Annotated in this window: 12 protein-coding genes; 7 read left to right on the top strand and 5 right to left on the bottom strand. The window is 45.8% G+C overall.

The window, feature by feature from the left end; translation table 11 throughout:
• Positions 1 to 67: 67 nt before the first annotated feature.
• Positions 68 to 544 carry a thioesterase family protein gene (locus tag L1D44_RS02715; protein WP_239888729.1) on the bottom strand — a complete coding sequence of 159 codons (477 nt, stop codon included), beginning with the start codon at positions 542 to 544 and terminating at the stop codon, positions 68 to 70.
• 174 nt (positions 545 to 718) lie between these two features.
• Between L1D44_RS02715 and L1D44_RS02710 the strand changes: the two genes are divergently transcribed.
• The 7 genes from L1D44_RS02710 to L1D44_RS02680 all read left to right on the top strand — a co-directional run bounded on the left by L1D44_RS02710 (position 719) and on the right by L1D44_RS02680 (position 10752).
• The gene (locus tag L1D44_RS02710; protein ID WP_239888728.1) at positions 719 to 1159 is read left to right on the top strand and encodes an OsmC family protein; all 441 of its coding nucleotides are present in this window, start codon (positions 719 to 721) and stop codon (positions 1157 to 1159) included.
• A gap of 447 nt (positions 1160 to 1606) precedes the next feature.
• The gene (locus tag L1D44_RS02705) at positions 1607 to 4648 is read left to right on the top strand and encodes an EAL domain-containing protein (protein ID WP_239888727.1); all 3042 of its coding nucleotides are present in this window, start codon (positions 1607 to 1609) and stop codon (positions 4646 to 4648) included.
• A 105-nt stretch (positions 4649 to 4753) separates the two neighbouring features.
• Complete coding sequence (locus tag L1D44_RS02700) at positions 4754 to 6091, top strand: DEAD/DEAH box helicase (protein WP_239888726.1); 1338 nt, start codon at positions 4754 to 4756, stop codon at positions 6089 to 6091.
• Between the two features lie 204 nt (positions 6092 to 6295).
• A complete protein-coding gene (locus tag L1D44_RS02695; protein WP_239888725.1) occupies positions 6296 to 6646 on the top strand; it encodes a hypothetical protein in 351 nt (116 codons plus the stop codon).
• Positions 6647 to 6762: 116 nt separating this feature from the next.
• Complete coding sequence (locus L1D44_RS02690; RefSeq protein WP_239888724.1) at positions 6763 to 7887, top strand: CobW family GTP-binding protein; 1125 nt, start codon at positions 6763 to 6765, stop codon at positions 7885 to 7887.
• 122 nt (positions 7888 to 8009) lie between these two features.
• On the top strand, positions 8010 to 9386 hold the full coding sequence (locus tag L1D44_RS02685; protein WP_239888723.1) for an MATE family efflux transporter: 1377 nt from the start codon (positions 8010 to 8012) through the stop codon (positions 9384 to 9386).
• Positions 9387 to 9615: 229 nt separating this feature from the next.
• Positions 9616 to 10752 (top strand): TonB family protein, encoded by a 1137-nt coding sequence (locus tag L1D44_RS02680; protein WP_239888722.1) that lies wholly within the window; start codon positions 9616 to 9618, stop codon positions 10750 to 10752.
• Positions 10753 to 10852: 100 nt separating this feature from the next.
• Here L1D44_RS02680 and L1D44_RS02675 read toward each other — a convergent pair whose 3' ends face one another.
• The 4 genes from L1D44_RS02675 to L1D44_RS02660 all read right to left on the bottom strand — a co-directional run bounded on the left by L1D44_RS02675 (position 10853) and on the right by L1D44_RS02660 (position 16761).
• On the bottom strand, positions 10853 to 11422 hold the full coding sequence (locus L1D44_RS02675) for an LUD domain-containing protein (RefSeq protein ID WP_239888721.1): 570 nt from the start codon (positions 11420 to 11422) through the stop codon (positions 10853 to 10855).
• A 4-nt stretch (positions 11423 to 11426) separates the two neighbouring features.
• Positions 11427 to 12800: a lactate utilization protein B gene (locus L1D44_RS02670; protein WP_239888720.1), complete on the bottom strand. Its 1374-nt coding sequence runs from the start codon at positions 12798 to 12800 to the stop codon at positions 11427 to 11429.
• A gap of 8 nt (positions 12801 to 12808) precedes the next feature.
• On the bottom strand, positions 12809 to 13552 hold the full coding sequence (locus L1D44_RS02665; protein ID WP_239888719.1) for a (Fe-S)-binding protein: 744 nt from the start codon (positions 13550 to 13552) through the stop codon (positions 12809 to 12811).
• Between the two features lie 389 nt (positions 13553 to 13941).
• Positions 13942 to 16761, bottom strand: coding sequence for an FAD-binding and (Fe-S)-binding domain-containing protein (locus L1D44_RS02660; protein WP_239888718.1), 2820 nt, complete (start codon positions 16759 to 16761; stop codon positions 13942 to 13944).
• Positions 16762 to 16783 lie beyond the last annotated feature (22 nt).

The raw sequence follows: 16783 nt of genomic DNA, 5'->3' as shown, positions 1-16783 counted from the left end.
CACTTCCAAAATAAGCAGGTAAGTCGCAGGCTAAATTGCGGACTTACCTTTGTCGTTTGGGCTGTGTTTAAAAAATAACAGCTTCAGAGAAGGCTTCACCTAGGCGATCAATTAATTGTGCAGGCATTGGACTTAGCTGACGTTTCTTATTCATGCAGATCATCTCAATCTGGGCTGTGACGGCAGGCTTTTTGCCATTGGGGCGCCAGATCTCCTGTAACCAAACCGTACGGTATTTACTCTCAAAGTAGAACTTGGTTCTAATATCGATAATATCGGCAAACTCCACACCATCGTGGCAAAGCATATCACTACGGTATACGGCGAACCCTAAATCATGTTCATCCCATAACTTAGCTAACTCGTTTGCTCCTATAACATGCTCGCGGGCACGTTCAAAATACTTTAGAAAATTAGGGTGGTACACCACACCCGAAAAATCGGTATCTTCATAGTAGATTTGAACGGGGAAGTGGTAAGTCTTGCTGTACTGAACGGGTTTAGATTCAGAGGTATTTGACTGCAGAGATTGAGTTTGCGACATAGTGAATTAGCTTTAGTTTTGTCTGTGTAGGATGTTTAGGGGCAGTTTATCACAGTAAGTGACCTGTATATCGACTTACTGAAAAATTGGAGAAAGCGTGAACTGTGCTTGAGTTTTTGTCAGAATAACCATTAGAATAACCTCATTGAAATAAATCTAATGGAGTGATTTGAGATGGCGGAAAAATGCGTTGAAGTTAAAACACATATGGGCGAAGGCTGGAAGGTTACCGCGCAGGTAAGAGAGCACCAGTTAGTCATCGACCAACCAACAGCGGGTAATGAGGGGGCAAATCCATTAGAGACATTTATATTCTCTCTTGCTGGCTGTATCTCTACCATAGCTCGAATGGTCGCCAGAGAGCAAAAAGTCACACTTAACCATTTTGATGTCTCCATCAAGGCACAGCTAAATACCTTAGGTCTGCTGGGTAAGGCTACCGACGATCCGGTTGGATTTAAACATATCGATATCACAGTCGAGATGGATGCCGCAGTTAATAATGAGCCGTTAAACGAAGAGCAAAAGCAGACGTTTATCGATACTGTCTGTCATCGTTGCCCTGTTCATGACAACTTACTTAAGCCGACCTTAGTGACCCATCAAGCGGGTTAACAGTCAATATTTGGCAATATTTCATCATAACTCACCTGTGGTGAAATATTGCTCGATTGTTTAAGCGGCTTATACCTAAAGATTGACTCACTCCTCTATCATTTATTTCCAGACTCCCGATGTGGTTAGGCCCTACAAAGGAACCTTCTATCGCACTTAGTGGTTCTCTGCTCTACCATAATTTTTACCTCAGCTGATGATTAATTAGTATAATATTTCGTCTAAGTTCTTTGAAATTTAGCTATTTAGTGTTTATCTTTGTAAGAGGCTTATAAAGCAGTTGAGTCCAATATGGGACAATATTGGCAAACATTAGATTCTTTTTAAGTTTGCTAGGGGTTATTGGTTTAATCGCTCACAAGCAAGGCTGAATGGTCGCCTTCTAGAATAGGTTATGCACTATAAAAATAACTTTTAAAAGAATTTATCAAGGATGAATAGCTTCTTATGGAACAAGGCTTAATTCTCTCACTCATACAAAATGCCGCCTTATTACTTGCCATAGTACTCGTCTATGACGCCTTTCCGCGGACTCAAAAACGTTCATTAGCTATCTTATGGCGTATCGGCAGCGGCTTTCTCGTCGCCATTATCACCATCTCCATTATGTTAATGCCTTGGCAGTACAGTGATGGGGTTTTCTTAGATTCAAGAACCATAATTCTAAGTATTTGCGGCCTATTTTTTGGCGGTATACCCACTCTAGTCGCGGTGGTCCTAAGTTGCCTATACCGATTGAATGAAGGTGGGATCGCCGCATGGTCGGGCGTAGGTACCATAGTGACATCAGGCCTCATTGGTTACCTTTGGGGAAAGTATCGTAAAGGTGATATAGAGGATATTCGCATCAGTGAGTTATGGGCCTTTGGCTTCATGACTAATAGTGTGGCATTACTCTGGGGCCTGACTATGCCTATTGAAATGGCCATCGCTCTACTAAAACAGGTCACTATTCCTCTGTTGCTTATCTTTCCTATCACGACCGTTTTATTGGGGTTGCTATTATCTCGGCGCATCGAAATTGAAAGAGAGCAAAAACTCAAGTTACAGGATCACCTGTTGTTTAAGTCGCATTTTCATAGCGGAAATATGGCCATCGCAATAACCGATGTCGATCATGGCTGGATTAAAGTTAATCCTAACTTGTGTCAGATGCTTAAGTATACCGAGGAGGAACTGTTGGGTTTCTCATGGGAGGAGTTGGTATCTCCCGGTGATTTCCATTTGTATAAGCATCACTTTGCTCAGATGATCGAGGGGGAGGTCGATGAATTTGAGCTCGATGTTGCTCTTATCGCAAAAGATGAGTCGATGGTGTACACCCACATGACAGTGGCCTGTCAAAGAGTGCACTCAAAAGTCGAGTTAATCATTACAGGATTGTTGAATCGTACCTCTCAAAAGCAAGCTGAGAAAGACAAAGCCGCGAGCCAGGAGCAATTGGGGTTAGTGCTTGGCAGTAGTGCGCTGGGGTTTTGGGATTGGGATATTCGTAGTGATGTTATTGAACGTAATGAGCACAGCGCTGCCATATTGGGCTGTGATGTCGAAACCCTCAATCGGTCGCCTGAATTGTGGATTAATGCGATTCACCCCGAGGATAGAGTTGCAGTACTTAAGTCGATAGAGGCTCATCTAAACGGTGAAAGCGAACAGCATAAAATAGAGTACCGTATCCGCAATCAAGCCGCAGAAACATTGTGGATTTTAGATTCAGGCAAAGTGATGAGCCGCGATCGAAGCGGGTGCCCCATAAGGATGTGCGGTATCCATACAGATATCACCGAAAGAAAGCGGGTTGAGGAGTCATTAAAGCTGGCAGCCTCTGTGTATAACAATAGCTGTGAAGCCATGAGCGTGCAGGACGAGCAAGGGCTTATTATTAATATCAATGCGGCGTTTTCAGATATTACTGGCTACAGTGAAGCCGAAGTTAAGCATCAAAATATTAGGATATTGCAGTGTAGCCGTAACAATCGCAGCGCCTATGAACAGATGAATCTGGCTCTCGAAGAGGAAGGGCGTTGGCGGGGGGAAGTATGGCTAAGGCGCAAAAATGGTGAGGAGTTCGTGGTTTGGCTTACGCTAAATACGTTATTCGATGCCGAAGCCCAGAGTCAGCTGCGTGTGGCACTGTTTTCCGATATAACCGAAAAGAAGCAAGCCGAGCAGATTATATGGAAGCAGGCGAACTACGACCCGTTAACAGGTTTACCTAATAGACGCATGTTGCTTGACTACCTTAATGCGGAGATCTTGAAGTCAGATACTCGAGAGCTGCATTTTGCCCTGATGTTTTTAGACTTAGATTATTTTAAAGAGGTGAACGACACACTTGGTCATGACATGGGCGATATGTTGCTAACAGAAACCGCCAAACGTCTGAAAGGCTGTATTCGGGAAACGGATGTAGTCGCAAGGCTGGGAGGCGATGAGTTTACCATTGTCTTATCGGGGATCACCGATATCAAAGGTGTAGATAAGGTGGCGAAGCATATCTTAACTCGTATTGCGGAGCCCTATAACTTGGGCGAGGAAACGGCCTATATTAGTGGGAGCATAGGCATTACGCTTTATCCCGATGATGCCTCGACTATTGAAGGGCTATTAAAGCATGCCGATCAGGCGATGTATGCCGCCAAAGATGAAGGCCGAAATCGCTTTCATTATTTCACCCCCTCGATGCAGCGATACGCTAAGTATAGGATGCGATTGATTCAAGATTTACGTCAGGCCATTGCTAATCAAGAATTTGAACTCTATTACCAGCCTATCGTCTGTATGCAGGGGGAGCAGAGACTTAAGGCTGAGGCATTGATCCGCTGGCGCCACCCTAAACGTGGTCTGGTTTCGCCAATAGAGTTTATTGCGGTTGCAGAGGAAACTGGGCTGATCATTGAAATCGGTAACTGGGTTTTTCAGCAAGCGGCTCGGCAAAGTGCGCTATGGCGTGATCGTTTCGGAGTCGAAGTACAGATAAGCATTAACAAGTCTCCCGTTCAGTTTAGAGATGATGGTGAGAGCTTTGATTCTTGGATATCTTTGTTAAAGACACTGAACTTAACCAATAACAACATCTGTATCGAGATCACCGAGGGCTTATTGCTCGATGGCAATAGTGCTATCTCTTCTAGGTTGAAGCAATATCGTGACTCCGGCATACAGATCTCGCTGGATGATTTCGGTACGGGTTACTCCTCATTGGCCTACCTTAAGAAGTTTGAGATTGATTTTCTAAAGATTGATCAGTCTTTTACTCGAAACCTAGACAGTAATAGTGATGATTTTACCCTGTGTGAAGCGATTATCGTCATGGCCCATAAATTGGGCATGAAGGTGATAGCTGAAGGGGTCGAGACCGATTACCAACGTAAGGTATTAGCTGGTGCGGGCTGTGATTATGGCCAAGGTTATCTATTTTCAAGACCCGTCCCGGTTGAAAAGTTTGAGCAGGCTTACCTTGAGACCCCTCATATAGAAAGAGCTTAGTACAAAAGAATCGGCTTGATCTTGGCTATTATCTGGCGCGGTATTTTGCTAGACTCCGCGCTCACTTTTGTTCCTTATACTCTTATTAACTCTATTGAGCCGACCATGAACTTTGATGCATTCGATTTACATTCCAAAATATTAGATGCAGTTTCTGCGCGCGGATACCAGCAATTGACCCAAGTTCAATCGCAGGTTTTACCCGTTGCCATGGAAGGTAAAGACATTATGGCATGTGCGCAAACCGGTACTGGTAAAACAGCCGCATTTGCCCTGCCGCTGCTAAACAGGTTAGTTAAGGTATATAACTTCTCAGCACCAGATGAGGCGGAACTTGAGTATCAACCTAAGCTGAGGGTATTGGTGTTGACGCCAACCCGCGAGCTTGCCATTCAAGTTGCCGATAATATTACCGCCTACGCGCAGTTCTTACCCTTTAAGACCACGGCGGTCTATGGTGGCTCGAACATGAATCCACAGCGTAAAGCATTGCAAGCAGGGGTTGATATTCTGGTCGCTACCCCGGGTCGCTTGTTCGATCATATTGGTCAATTCGGTCTGGATCTTTCGAATGTGACTCATTTAGTCGTGGATGAAGCCGACCGCATGCTGGATATGGGGTTTGTTCGCGATATCGAAAAGGTTAAAAAGTTGGTCGCTGCTAGCCATCAAACGCTTTTCTTCTCAGCGACCTATAGTGAAGAGGTGAAAAAGCTAGCCGAGAAGATGTTGATTGCGCCTGAATGGATCAATGTCGCGACATCGACGACGGCAAGCCTTATCACTCAGGAAGTTTATCTAGTCGATACTCGCCGTAAGGCCGAGTTGCTGTCAGAACTGATTGGTCGTAATAATTGGCAGCAAGTATTAGTATTTGTTAGCACGCGAGAGAGTGCCGAGCATCTGCATACCGAGTTAAAACTTGATGGTGTGAAAAATGCCGTCTTTCATGGTGAAAAGACTCAAGGGGCAAGAAATCGTGCACTCGAAGAGTTTAAGTCTGGCAAATTAAGGGTCATGGTGGCGACCGATGTGGCTGCTCGTGGTCTAGATATCGAGGCACTGCCTTTGGTGATTAACCTTGAGCTGCCATTTGCCGCCGAGGACTATGTACATCGTGTTGGCCGCACAGGACGCGCAGGCCTTGCAGGCCACGCAATCTCGTTTGTATCACCGCAAGACAAGAGCATGTTGCAGGAGATTGAACTGTTAATCGGCCAGAGCTTACCGTGCATTACCATGTCAGGCTATGAAGAGGGCGCGCCTCTACCCGCACGTTATCGTGATGTGGTAGCTAAGCCTGTTAAAGAGAAGAGTCATAATAAACGAAAGTATCAGGATAAAAACCGCACCGCTAAAAATGCAGTGGGAAAGAGCAGCTTCCGTGGCGCAACATCGGGTAAGAGCACCTATGGTCGCTCGAAAGACAAAGCTAAAAAATAGCCCCCATATTCGTTAATTCAGCTTCAGAAAGTGAACACATCGATTAATCGTGTGTTCACTTTTTTTATGGGGTAAGGTAAGTCTTTTAAACTAAAAAATATAAAGGATAATCCCCGCGCTATTAATGAAGAAGCTTGGACCGAGTTTAGTGTGGCTTTCTAACCGAGATAGAAGCAGATTATTTAACGGGGATAAGAGGAGGCAATGATGAGTAAGTTAGTGAACTTAGGCGTGGTTGTAACTGTGGCAAGTTTGCTACTGGGCTGCGCCGTTAATGATGAACAAGCCAGTTCAGAACAATCGATAGTGCAGCAAACCGAAGTTAAGAGTGCATCGGCACCAGAGTCTAACCCAAATGGCTGTAATTTAGACTGGTTTAAGAAAGTCGAAAAACAAGTCTCCACAGGTGATGGTCAAGGGCATGGACCCGATCTTGGCTCAATGGAGTGGCGCAGTGTGGTTGAGTTTAAGCTAGGGATCCGAGGAGACGAGGCAAATCCAAAGTTAGACTCAGAACTGTGGTGTGATTATATCGATAAGCATTATATTGATTAAGTAGCATCATTAGCTGGCCTAAGCCCTTATCGCTACCCCTAGTTAAGGCTATGGGGTGACATCAAAGCCTCTTAGGGATTAGAATCACTGGCTATTCGATAGAATGAGCTAGCACTATGATCCAGAGCATTATCCCAACCAATGTGATTACCGGCTTTTTAGGCGTCGGTAAAACCTCTTTGATTAAAGCCCTATTGCAGCATAAGCCAGAGGCAGAGGTATGGGCCGTTTTGGTCAATGAGTTTGGTGAGATAGGCATAGATGCTGGGTTACTCAATAGCAACAAACAGCAGGTACAGATCAAGGAAGTCGCGGGTGGTTGCATGTGTTGCGCTGCAGGCTTACCTATGCAAGTGGCGATTAATCAGCTTATCGCCAAAGCTAAGCCTGACAGATTACTGATTGAGCCAACGGGCTTAGGTCATCCTGAAGAGGTGCTTAAGGTATTGACTCAACCTCACTATCGACAAGTATTAGCGATGAAAGCCTGTGTCACCTTAGTGGATGCGAGAAAGCTCGATGATAGTCGCTATACTGAGCATGAGATCTTTAATCAGCAGTTACGCGTTGCCGATCTGGTACTAGCGAGTAAGGCCGATAGCTACCAAGGAGCACTCATGACGCGATTAACTGATTACCTTGAATTAGTTAAAGGCGCCGATAGGCAAGTCATTACTGTCAAGCCATGGAGCCTTAAACAAGCGGACGAGCTCAGTTCATCAATTTTTGCCTTGTTAGACCTTCCCCATAAAGGCGTGACCTCTACTTTTGCGACTAGTGCAGCAGACTCTGTTTCTGGCGTTGAGCCTAAAATAATGGCAGCGAGTACAAGAAGTATTCAGCAGCCGCGTCTGATTGATCTAAATTATAGCCCGCTCTTTTCAGAGCAAGATACCGACTCCGCTGCGAGTCAATACATTCAATTTGATGAACGCGGGTTGCAGCGAAAGACCAATCAAGGTGATGGTTTTTATAGTTGTGGTTGGGTGTTTGAGCCAAGCTATGAGTTCGACTTTGAACAGTTAGTATCTTTAATCAAAGAGTTAGATGTTGTGAGGCTAAAAGCCGTAATGATCACCGAAGAGGGGATTGCAGGTTTTAACCGTGTTGACTCAGAGCTATCCATCGTAGAGATCGATGATGCCATGGACTCACGTATCGAGATGCTTTCGATGTCAAAAATCGATATCCAAGCTGTAGAGGCGGCTTTGCTAGCGCTATCTTCGCGACTTGGGGTCTAGCTATCCATTTTTAAGATCAATTTTACTTAATTGCATGTTAACTCATGAGTATTTTAAGTATCTTAGTCGCTCTGTAAGCTACAGAGCTGTATCTCTGCGAAAATAATAACAATAATTAGAGAATGACCATGACCCACCCTATGCCGCCAGCTGAAACCAATCGAGTCGCAGTCGACTCGCCGATGATCACAGAGCCAATAGGCAAGCTATTTTGGCGTTATAGCATACCGACAATTCTATCAATGCTGGTGACGGGGATTTACGTCACCATCGATGGCATGTTTATCGGCCATTATTTGGGTGAGGTTGGCCTTGCGGGTATGATCTTGGCCTATCCCATCGCGGCGATCCTCTATGCAATAGGTGCTACCTTAGGCATGGGCGGCGCGGCCCTAGTGTCAATTCACCAGGGACAAGGTGAGACGCATATTGCGCGGCGCATATTGGGCAACACCTTTAGTCTGTGTTTGCTCTCTGGTTTAATCACCACGCTATTTGGCTGTTATTTCTCAAGAGATATCTTGATACTGCTTGGTGCTGAAGGGGAGGTACTCAATAGCGCCGATGACTATCTATTTTGGTATTTTGCTTTAGGTACCTTTCCGATTGTATCGATGGCATTTACCGCGCTACTTAGGAACGATGGTCGCCCAGGATTTGTGACCTTTGTTTTAATCTTAGGTGGCGTACTCAATACTGTCCTCGACTGGCTGTTAATTGTGGTCTTTCCCTATGGATTGATGGGGGCGGCAATTGCGACCATGATCTCCCAAGCCGTCACGGGGGCACTGTGTTTACAGCATTTCTTTGGCAGTAAAACCGAAATCGGTATCAACCTTGAGCAGATGAAACTTAAATGGGATCACTGTGTCAATATTATCCGCGTCGGTATCCCCAGCTTCCTAATGAATATGTATCTAACCGTGGTGCTAACGCTGCACAATGTGGCGTTTCTTACCGTGGGTACGCCGCTGCATGTCGCTGCATATGGTGTCGTGAGTTACACAGAGGCCTTCTTCTATCTCTTATTTGAAGGTATTGCCTTCGGCGTACAGCCGATCTTAAGTTTTAACGCTGGAGCCAAGCGATTCGACAGGGTTAAGCAGGCGTTGAAAATGGCCTTCTCTGTGACCTTAGTTTGTGCGGGGCTTGGCTTAGTCTTTATCTATGCAGTGCCTGAGCTGTTTGTGTATATATTTGCGGGGGATAATACCTTGCTTACACCTATTGCCACAGAAGGCATGCGCTGGTATTTCTGGGGCTTGCCGATGGAAGGCCTGCTGTTAGTTGGGGCATCATTCTTCCAAGCGATTAACTATTCCAAAGAGGCCTCTATTTTAACAGGAGCTAAGTTGATCCTATTTAGCGCAATTCTGTGGGTGTTTGCTTGGGCGTTTGGCGTACCGGGCGTATGGATTTCACTGGCGACCTGCAGCACAATTTTAGTGATCTGGATGGGTTGGATTATGAAGCGTACCCATAACAAATTACTGGCTTAATGCTGGGTATTTATGGCGTTAAACCTAGAATTTATAACCGTGGAATAATGGTAAAGGTATTCCCAATAATGGGGCTGTGCTGTTGAATCGTTGAGGGGGTATTGATATGTTAATTGGGCTGTAGATGTAACACCTAATAAATAGCTGACTTAGTACATCAAATTGTATGTTTAGTGCTTTCGCTTTTTATAAGTCACATATCAAAAATACAATGAAATAAGGACTTTTCATGTTCCCCACCCCTAGTGATAATCATCGAAATATTGTACTAGCTGCTGTCTTTATGACAGTGGTTAGCTTTTCTTCATCTACTTTTGCCTCAGAGTTTAGCGAAGCCTATTCAGCCTATAAAACCGCGGTAAGTGCCGACAATCAATCTGACGCAGAGCTTTATGCTTTACAGTCTTATGAACTCGGTAAGTTAAAGTTTGGTGCCGATAATATTAATACTGCGATGTTGGCATTAAATGCAGCAAATGCATTAATTGCGAATATGCCTAAAAATACCTTTGAGCAAGAGGTAAAGGTTAAAGCGAAAATAATACAGCCAAAAGCGTATGAGCTATCTCAAGTGGCATTACAAATCTACAGTAAGCATTATGGTGAAGAAGCTGTCGAGCTTATTGACCCGCTTTTAGGTCTAAGCGATGCCAGCAGTAAAAAATATGCGCGCGAGTTTTTGGATGATGCCCTCGATATTGCTGAAGATTCCGATAATCCGATGTTAATAGCAGATACCAAAATGGCTTATTTTGAACGTTTAGTTAATTCTCGTTATTACACCCGTAAAGTGCGTAATTATGCTTTCGATGCACAAGAAGCTTACAGTGAATTACTGCCAGAAGATGCCATGAAGCGAGTGCTCACGAGCTTTAGGGTGGGCAATGTGCGCTTTGCAGAAAAAGATTATGATGAGGCCGAAGAGCTGTTTTTAGGTGTCATCACTCAATTTCAAAAGCTTGATTACAATCATCCCTATGAGCTGGCTGCTCATGCTAAATTAGTGCAGATTTATGAGTTAGAAGGTGAGAGTGACAAGTCCACCCAGCACTGTATTGCCATTGGCAATATGAAGCCATGGAAGGAAGATATAGAGCCTACACCATTGTTTCGTAAGCACCCTGATTACCCGATTTCTTATTTGAAATCAGGAAAAAGTGGCAGTACGCAGATGAGCTTTACCATAGATAAAATGGGCTTTGTTAAAGATGTTGTGGTGATAGAGTCTAACGGTGGCAGCAAGTTCGAAGCAGAATCACTGATAGCATTAAAGCAATGGCGTTATGCCCCCAAATTTATTGATGGCGAAGCGGTTGAGGCAAAAGGGCTTAAGGTTAATTTAGAATACTATGTCGAGAAAAGGTAAGTCTCATTTTATTCAGAGCGTATATTGCGTTCTGAAATAGGTGAAAAGCCCTAATATGAATTAGGGCTTTTTTGATCTTGTATAGCTGCTATTGGAAGGTTTAAACCAAATACACGTTTAAGCTACACGCGCCGTGGGCACCAACAACTAATGCTTGCTCGATATCGGCAGTCTTTGATGGACCTGCGATAAAGGTACCGAACTCACCCGAGTCTAAGGTTAGCTTACCTGCGGCTTGATGCATGTTAGCCACTATCGTGTTTGAATCTAATACTAAGAATAGATTTTCACAGATAAACGGCGTCACGCGGTGACCAAGGTTTTTGTTGTTGACCCAGATAGCGCCATTTTCGGCGACACCTAAGTCTCCAGGGATCACTGCGTAATCGATATCTCTTAGCAGGTGGGCGGTATCGGTCACCTCACGGTTGCCTTTAATACCTTCAACCATAGAGATTATCTGCATGCCCTGAGCAATAAGCTCATCAACTTGTGCCTGTAATTTAGTTAAGCCACCTTCACGGTGCAAGGTGCCTGCAACGGTATTGAGGCTGGTTTCAAACTGACCGACTAAATCATCAATGCGCGGTTCAACCTTGATAACTGGCATGGCTTGAGGCGCAATTGCGGCGCTCTTTAGCGCGTTAAGAATGTCGTGTTTACTAGACATGTTTCTACCCTCTATTTTTCTTAAACCAAGCTTCGAAGCTTGAGTTGGGGGCCACAGGTAATTCGCGATATTTCCCCCAAGCGCCTGAGAATGGTTTCAATAGGCTGCCTGGTAGGATCTTCAGTGCCGTACGGGCAATACTCATCGAGCAGTTTAGCGCCGTTTCACTGGCCATGAACTTGCCGACTAGCGGCATATAGCCTGACTTGCCGTAAGGCAGTTTCCCAGCTTCGGCTTTTAGGCGACGATGGTGATGGATGATCTTATCCAGAGGCACTTTCGTTGGGCATACATAAGAGCAGCTGCCACATAAGGTACAGGCCCAAGGAATAGAGTTAGTATCATCGGTTTTAGCCCCAACAGCGATGCCGATTGGACCGGGAATGGTGTAGTTATAGCTGTAGCCACCAGAGCGGCGATAAACAGGGCAGGTATTGAGACAGCCACCACAGCGAATACACTTAAGTGATTCGGCTAAGATTTTGTCTTTCAGCATATCAGTACGGCCGTTATCGACAATAATGACATGCATCTCACCACCCTCTTGTGGGCCGCGATAGAAAGAGCTGTAAGTGGTGATCGGCTGGCCAGTCGCATTTCTGGCGAGTGTACGTAGCAGTACCGCTGCACTGTCGATGTTAGGCACGATTTTGTCGATACCCATTGAGTGCAGTTGCAACTTAGGTAAGTTGGCGCCCATATCGGCGTTGCCTTCGTTGGTACACACTACCACCGCACCAGTGTCCGCAACCGCCATGTTAACCCCTGTCATCGCCGCATCGGCAGACAGGAACTGTTCACGCAGGTGAGCACGGGCGGCGCGGGTTAAGTAAAGCGGATCTGAGGCACCAGCATCTGTGCCGAGTTTGTCATGAAACAGATCGCCCACTTCCTCTTTTTTCAGGTGAATCGCTGGCACTACAATGTGTGATGGTGGCTGCCCTGCAAGCTGGATAATACGCTCACCTAAGTCGGTATCTATCACCTCGATGCCACGTTGCTGCAAAAATGGATTCATATGGCACTCTTCGGTGAGCATAGATTTAGACTTAACCAGCTTTTTGACCTGATGTTTGGCTAAGATTTCATGCACGATACGGTTATGCTCTGCGCCATCTTTAGCCCAGTGCACCTTGATATTGTTTTTGAGGCAGTTTTGCTCAAACTCTTCGAGATACTGCGCTAAATGGGTTAGCGTGTGCAGCTTCATCTCAGAGCCGATTTGGCGTAGCTGTTCCCATTCTGGCAAGCTGCCTGCCGCACGATCACGCTTTTCTCGAAGTACCCAAAGGGCTTTAGAGTGCCAATCGACGCGAGACTCATCTTTACAGAAGATCTCCGCTTTATGGGCATGTACCGCTGATTTAGAGCTAGACATATCTTCTCCTAAAGCGCTGCGTTGATGATTTGAGCGATATGGCGAGTCTCAATTGGCAGTTTCTGCCGTCTGACCATACCATCGATATGCAGTAAGCAAGAGGGATCGAAGCCAACGGCATAGACTGCGCCAGTTTCGGCGTGAGCCTGGGCTTTATCTTTGCCCATCTTGGCGGATACCGCGCCTTCATCTAGGGCGAAGGTGCCACCGAAGCCGCAGCACTCATCGCGGCGATCTGGATAGACAATTTCAATCTCAGGGATCGCAGCAAGTACAGCTTCGAACTTATTCATTCTTGGCCCCATCTGCTCACTCGGGGTGGCTAAGTCGAGCATGCGAATGCCATGGCAGCTCATCTGTAGGCTGATCTTGTGTGGGAAAGGCTTATTAAAGGCTGGAATAGGAGAGATGTCGTGAAGAAACTCGGTTAACTCATACAGTTTATCAATGACAGCCTGAGCTTCTGGGCTGCTATCGAACTCATGAAAGTTCTCTTTAGCGGCAACGAGGCAGGAAGCGGCAGGGCAGACGATAGCATCACATTCAACGCCCTTGAAGGCATTGAGCAGTTTCATGGTGGTCTTCTTGGCTTCGTTATAACAACCTGAGTTTGTCATGGGCTGGCCGCAGCATGTTTGGCCTTTTGGCAGTATGACTTGGTGTCCGAGTTTTTCTAATAATTCTAAGGTGGCTATTCCCACTTCTGGGACCATCTGATTCACTAGACACGGAATGAAAAGTGCGATCTTCATTGTGTTTTCTCTTCTATTTTGCAGACATTGTTAGCGACTTTCTAACTGTAAAAGTAGCCGCAAAAAGCCTGCTCAAAAAGCCGACTTTTTAGTAAGCGGACATTCGCCTATATTTATTCACACATTAAATATAGGCCGATAACCTTGTAAAAAGTAGTGCTAATTTAGCAAATAACAAGAGTCATTTTTGCAAAAATGAAAACAAGCTATCTGTTTGTTTAATATGTTAATTATTGAGTTTATACTCTAGGTGGGTAATCTGAATGACTAAAAATGGTTTGTTTGGTTGAGGCTGGAGTTATCTTGATGATAAATGAAAAGAATTAGGGGCAGTCGCTGCCCCTAATGAGAGGGTTATTGCTGAAATTTAGGCTTAACTTTGAAAGGCTTTAGCGAGTGCACTCCTCTAGTAGATAAGCCAGATGACGATAAGAGATCCCACTATGCTGAGTTAGACCTACTTCGCACATGCGGTTAGCGTAGTAGCCTTCACTCACATCGACAGGAATGAGCTTTTTAATATTACGCAGTGCACTGGCGTTGATTTCTGGTTTATACAAGCCTTTTTCACCGGCATAGCCACAGCAGTCGATTCCAGCTGGACGAACAACCTGTTTGCTGCAGGCCTCAACAATCGCTTCCATCTTTGGCTCAACTTTCATCTTGCGTGCGCTACAACCTAAGTGTAGTGCTACTGCAGGTTTCTGACGCGTAATAGTAAGCTTACCGAGCAGTTTGTCATGGATGAAGTCAACCATATCGACAATCTCGACTCTGTCGGTCAGTGACTTATCATCTGCAAGAGTGCGGTAAGTACACGAGAGCGCATCGATGATAACCGGTAGTTTGCCGCCTTGGGTCATGGCAGCAACAGTCTCAATTAGCTCTTTGCGTTTAGCATCGGCGTTTTTAAAGTCTCCCTTGGACTCCCACATCTGACCGCAACACAGTTCACGGGTCTTCTCCGGTGTGATGACGTTATAACCAGAACGCTCAAGCAAAGTCACGATGACCTCAGGCAAGGTTCGGTTATCGGGATCTTTGGGTGTAGGACCAAAGGTGCGGCCGCCACAAGCAGGGAAGTAAACTACGGTTTCCTGCCCCGGAATTGCTGCGGTCAGTTTCGGCAACTTGCCTCCCTTTGGAAAATCAGGGTTCCAATAGGGCACTTCTTTGCTGACTACGCGTCCGGCTTTCATTATCGCGCCAGTTATCGCACTGCCGGTTATCTTGTGGATGGTACCGAGCACATCGAAACCTGTGCTGATCACCTGGTTTACAGCGCCAAAGTGCTTAGCTTGGAAGTCGAGCACTTTCTGCTCTGTGCTAGTGATATAAGGGGTTCTGAGCTTACGTACTAGCTCACCCATGCTGTTATCAACCGGACAGGCTATAGTACAAAGTTGACAGGCGGCGCAGGTATCGACCACATCATACTTGGCGGCGGCGCGCATCTCTCTAGCGGCTTGCTTGTCACCAGATTGCTCTAGACGCTCGATCTCTCTTAAGGTCGCAATGCGTTGACGTGGCGACATATTTAGCGCTGACGTTGGGCAGGTTTTCTCGCAGAAGCCGCATTCGATACACTTATCGACTAAGTCATCGACCACAGGACATGGCTTGATATTTTTAACGTGAATTTGGTTATCATCGTTAAGAATAACTCCTGGGTTTAATAGGCCTTCAGGATCAAAAATTTGCTTAATGCGCTTCATCAAGGTGTAAGCGTCACTACCCCATTCCATTTCAACAAAAGGTGCAACCGCACGGCCTGTGCCGTGTTCGGCCTTCATCGAACCATCGTATTTGTTGATCACCATCTCGGCGACATCTTGCATAAAGGCGTGGAAGCGCTCAATATCGGCTTGAGAGTTAAAGGTTGGCGTTATGATAAAGTGGAAGTTACCCGCAAGCGCATGTCCATAGATAACACCTTCAGGGTAGTTATGCTTATGGAATAGCTCGGTCAAATCATTTGCTGCTGCGGCTAAATGTTCAAGTTCAAAGGCAACATCTTCGATGATTACAGAGGTGCCTTTAGGGCGCTCGCCACCAATAATTGGGAACAGACCCGAGCGCATTGCCCAATATTGACCAAATACCGCGGGGTCATCACTGAATGTGATCGGGCGTTCAGTCTCGATATGGGAAAGCTTGGCGATGACATCTTGGGTATAGCGATCTAAAGTTTGCTTATCATTCGCGCGTGATTCAATCAGTAGAATCGAGGCTCCCTCAGGCAGTTCTGATAGCCATAGTGGCATTCCTGCCTTACCTGTTACCGCCTTGATAGAGGCCCAGTCCAATAGTTCTGCTGCTGCAACACTGTCGCCAACCAGTGGCGGAATCGCGCGAGCGGCATCTTCCATATTGAAAAATACCGCCATGGCTGAGGCTTTAAAGCGTGCTTCATCGACCGTGTGATAGGTAACCTCTTCAACGAACGCCAGTGTACCCTCGGCACCTACAATCAGGTGATTAATGAGTTCAAATGGATCGACAAAGTCTACCAGTGCATTCAGGCTATAGCCCGTGGTATTTTTGATGGAGAACTTTTTACGAATGCGTTGAGCGAGCACAGTGTTGTTAACAGTTAGCTCTGCCAGATCAGTAAGTTCTTTTAAAAGTTGTGGATGAGACTGAGTGAAGGCATCTTTTGACGCTTGACAACCTGTGTCGAGCTCAGCGCCATCGGCAAATAGTAGTTTGGCCGAAGCAATCGTTTGGTAGCTATTTTGCGCTGTACCACAGCACATACCCGAGGCGTTGTTGGAGACGATGCCACCAATCTTGGCTGAAGCAAGTGTGGCGGGATCGGGGCCAATTTTCTTATTTAGAGGCTTGAGTACTGCGTTCGCATCGCCACCGATAACGGCTGTGCCTAAGGTGATCTTCGATGCATCTTCATTCACGCTGAGGGTTCTAAAGCCGTCATGGCCGAGGATAAGCAAAATGCCTTCGCCAATGGCTTGGCCTGAAAGGCTAGTACCTGCAGCTCTAAATGTGACTGGCGCGCCATAGGTGCGAGCAATGGCGAGTGTGCGTTTGGCTTGCTCTAAGGTATCGGCATGAACCACAATCTCAGGTACGATGCGGAAATAACTAGCATCGGTAGACCAAGCAAAACGGCGGACCGGATCGTTGGTGGCGGCGTGTTCACCCACCTGTCTACGTAAATCTCTTAATACTGCTTCATAATTAATCGACATGAACTTTATCTCACACACATAT

Source organism: Shewanella sp. Isolate13, assembly GCF_022398325.1.
Taxonomy (GTDB): Bacteria; Pseudomonadota; Gammaproteobacteria; order Enterobacterales; family Shewanellaceae; genus Shewanella.
The sequence above is the reverse complement of the archived record's forward strand: the minus strand, read 5'-3'. Positions and strand labels throughout refer to the sequence as shown.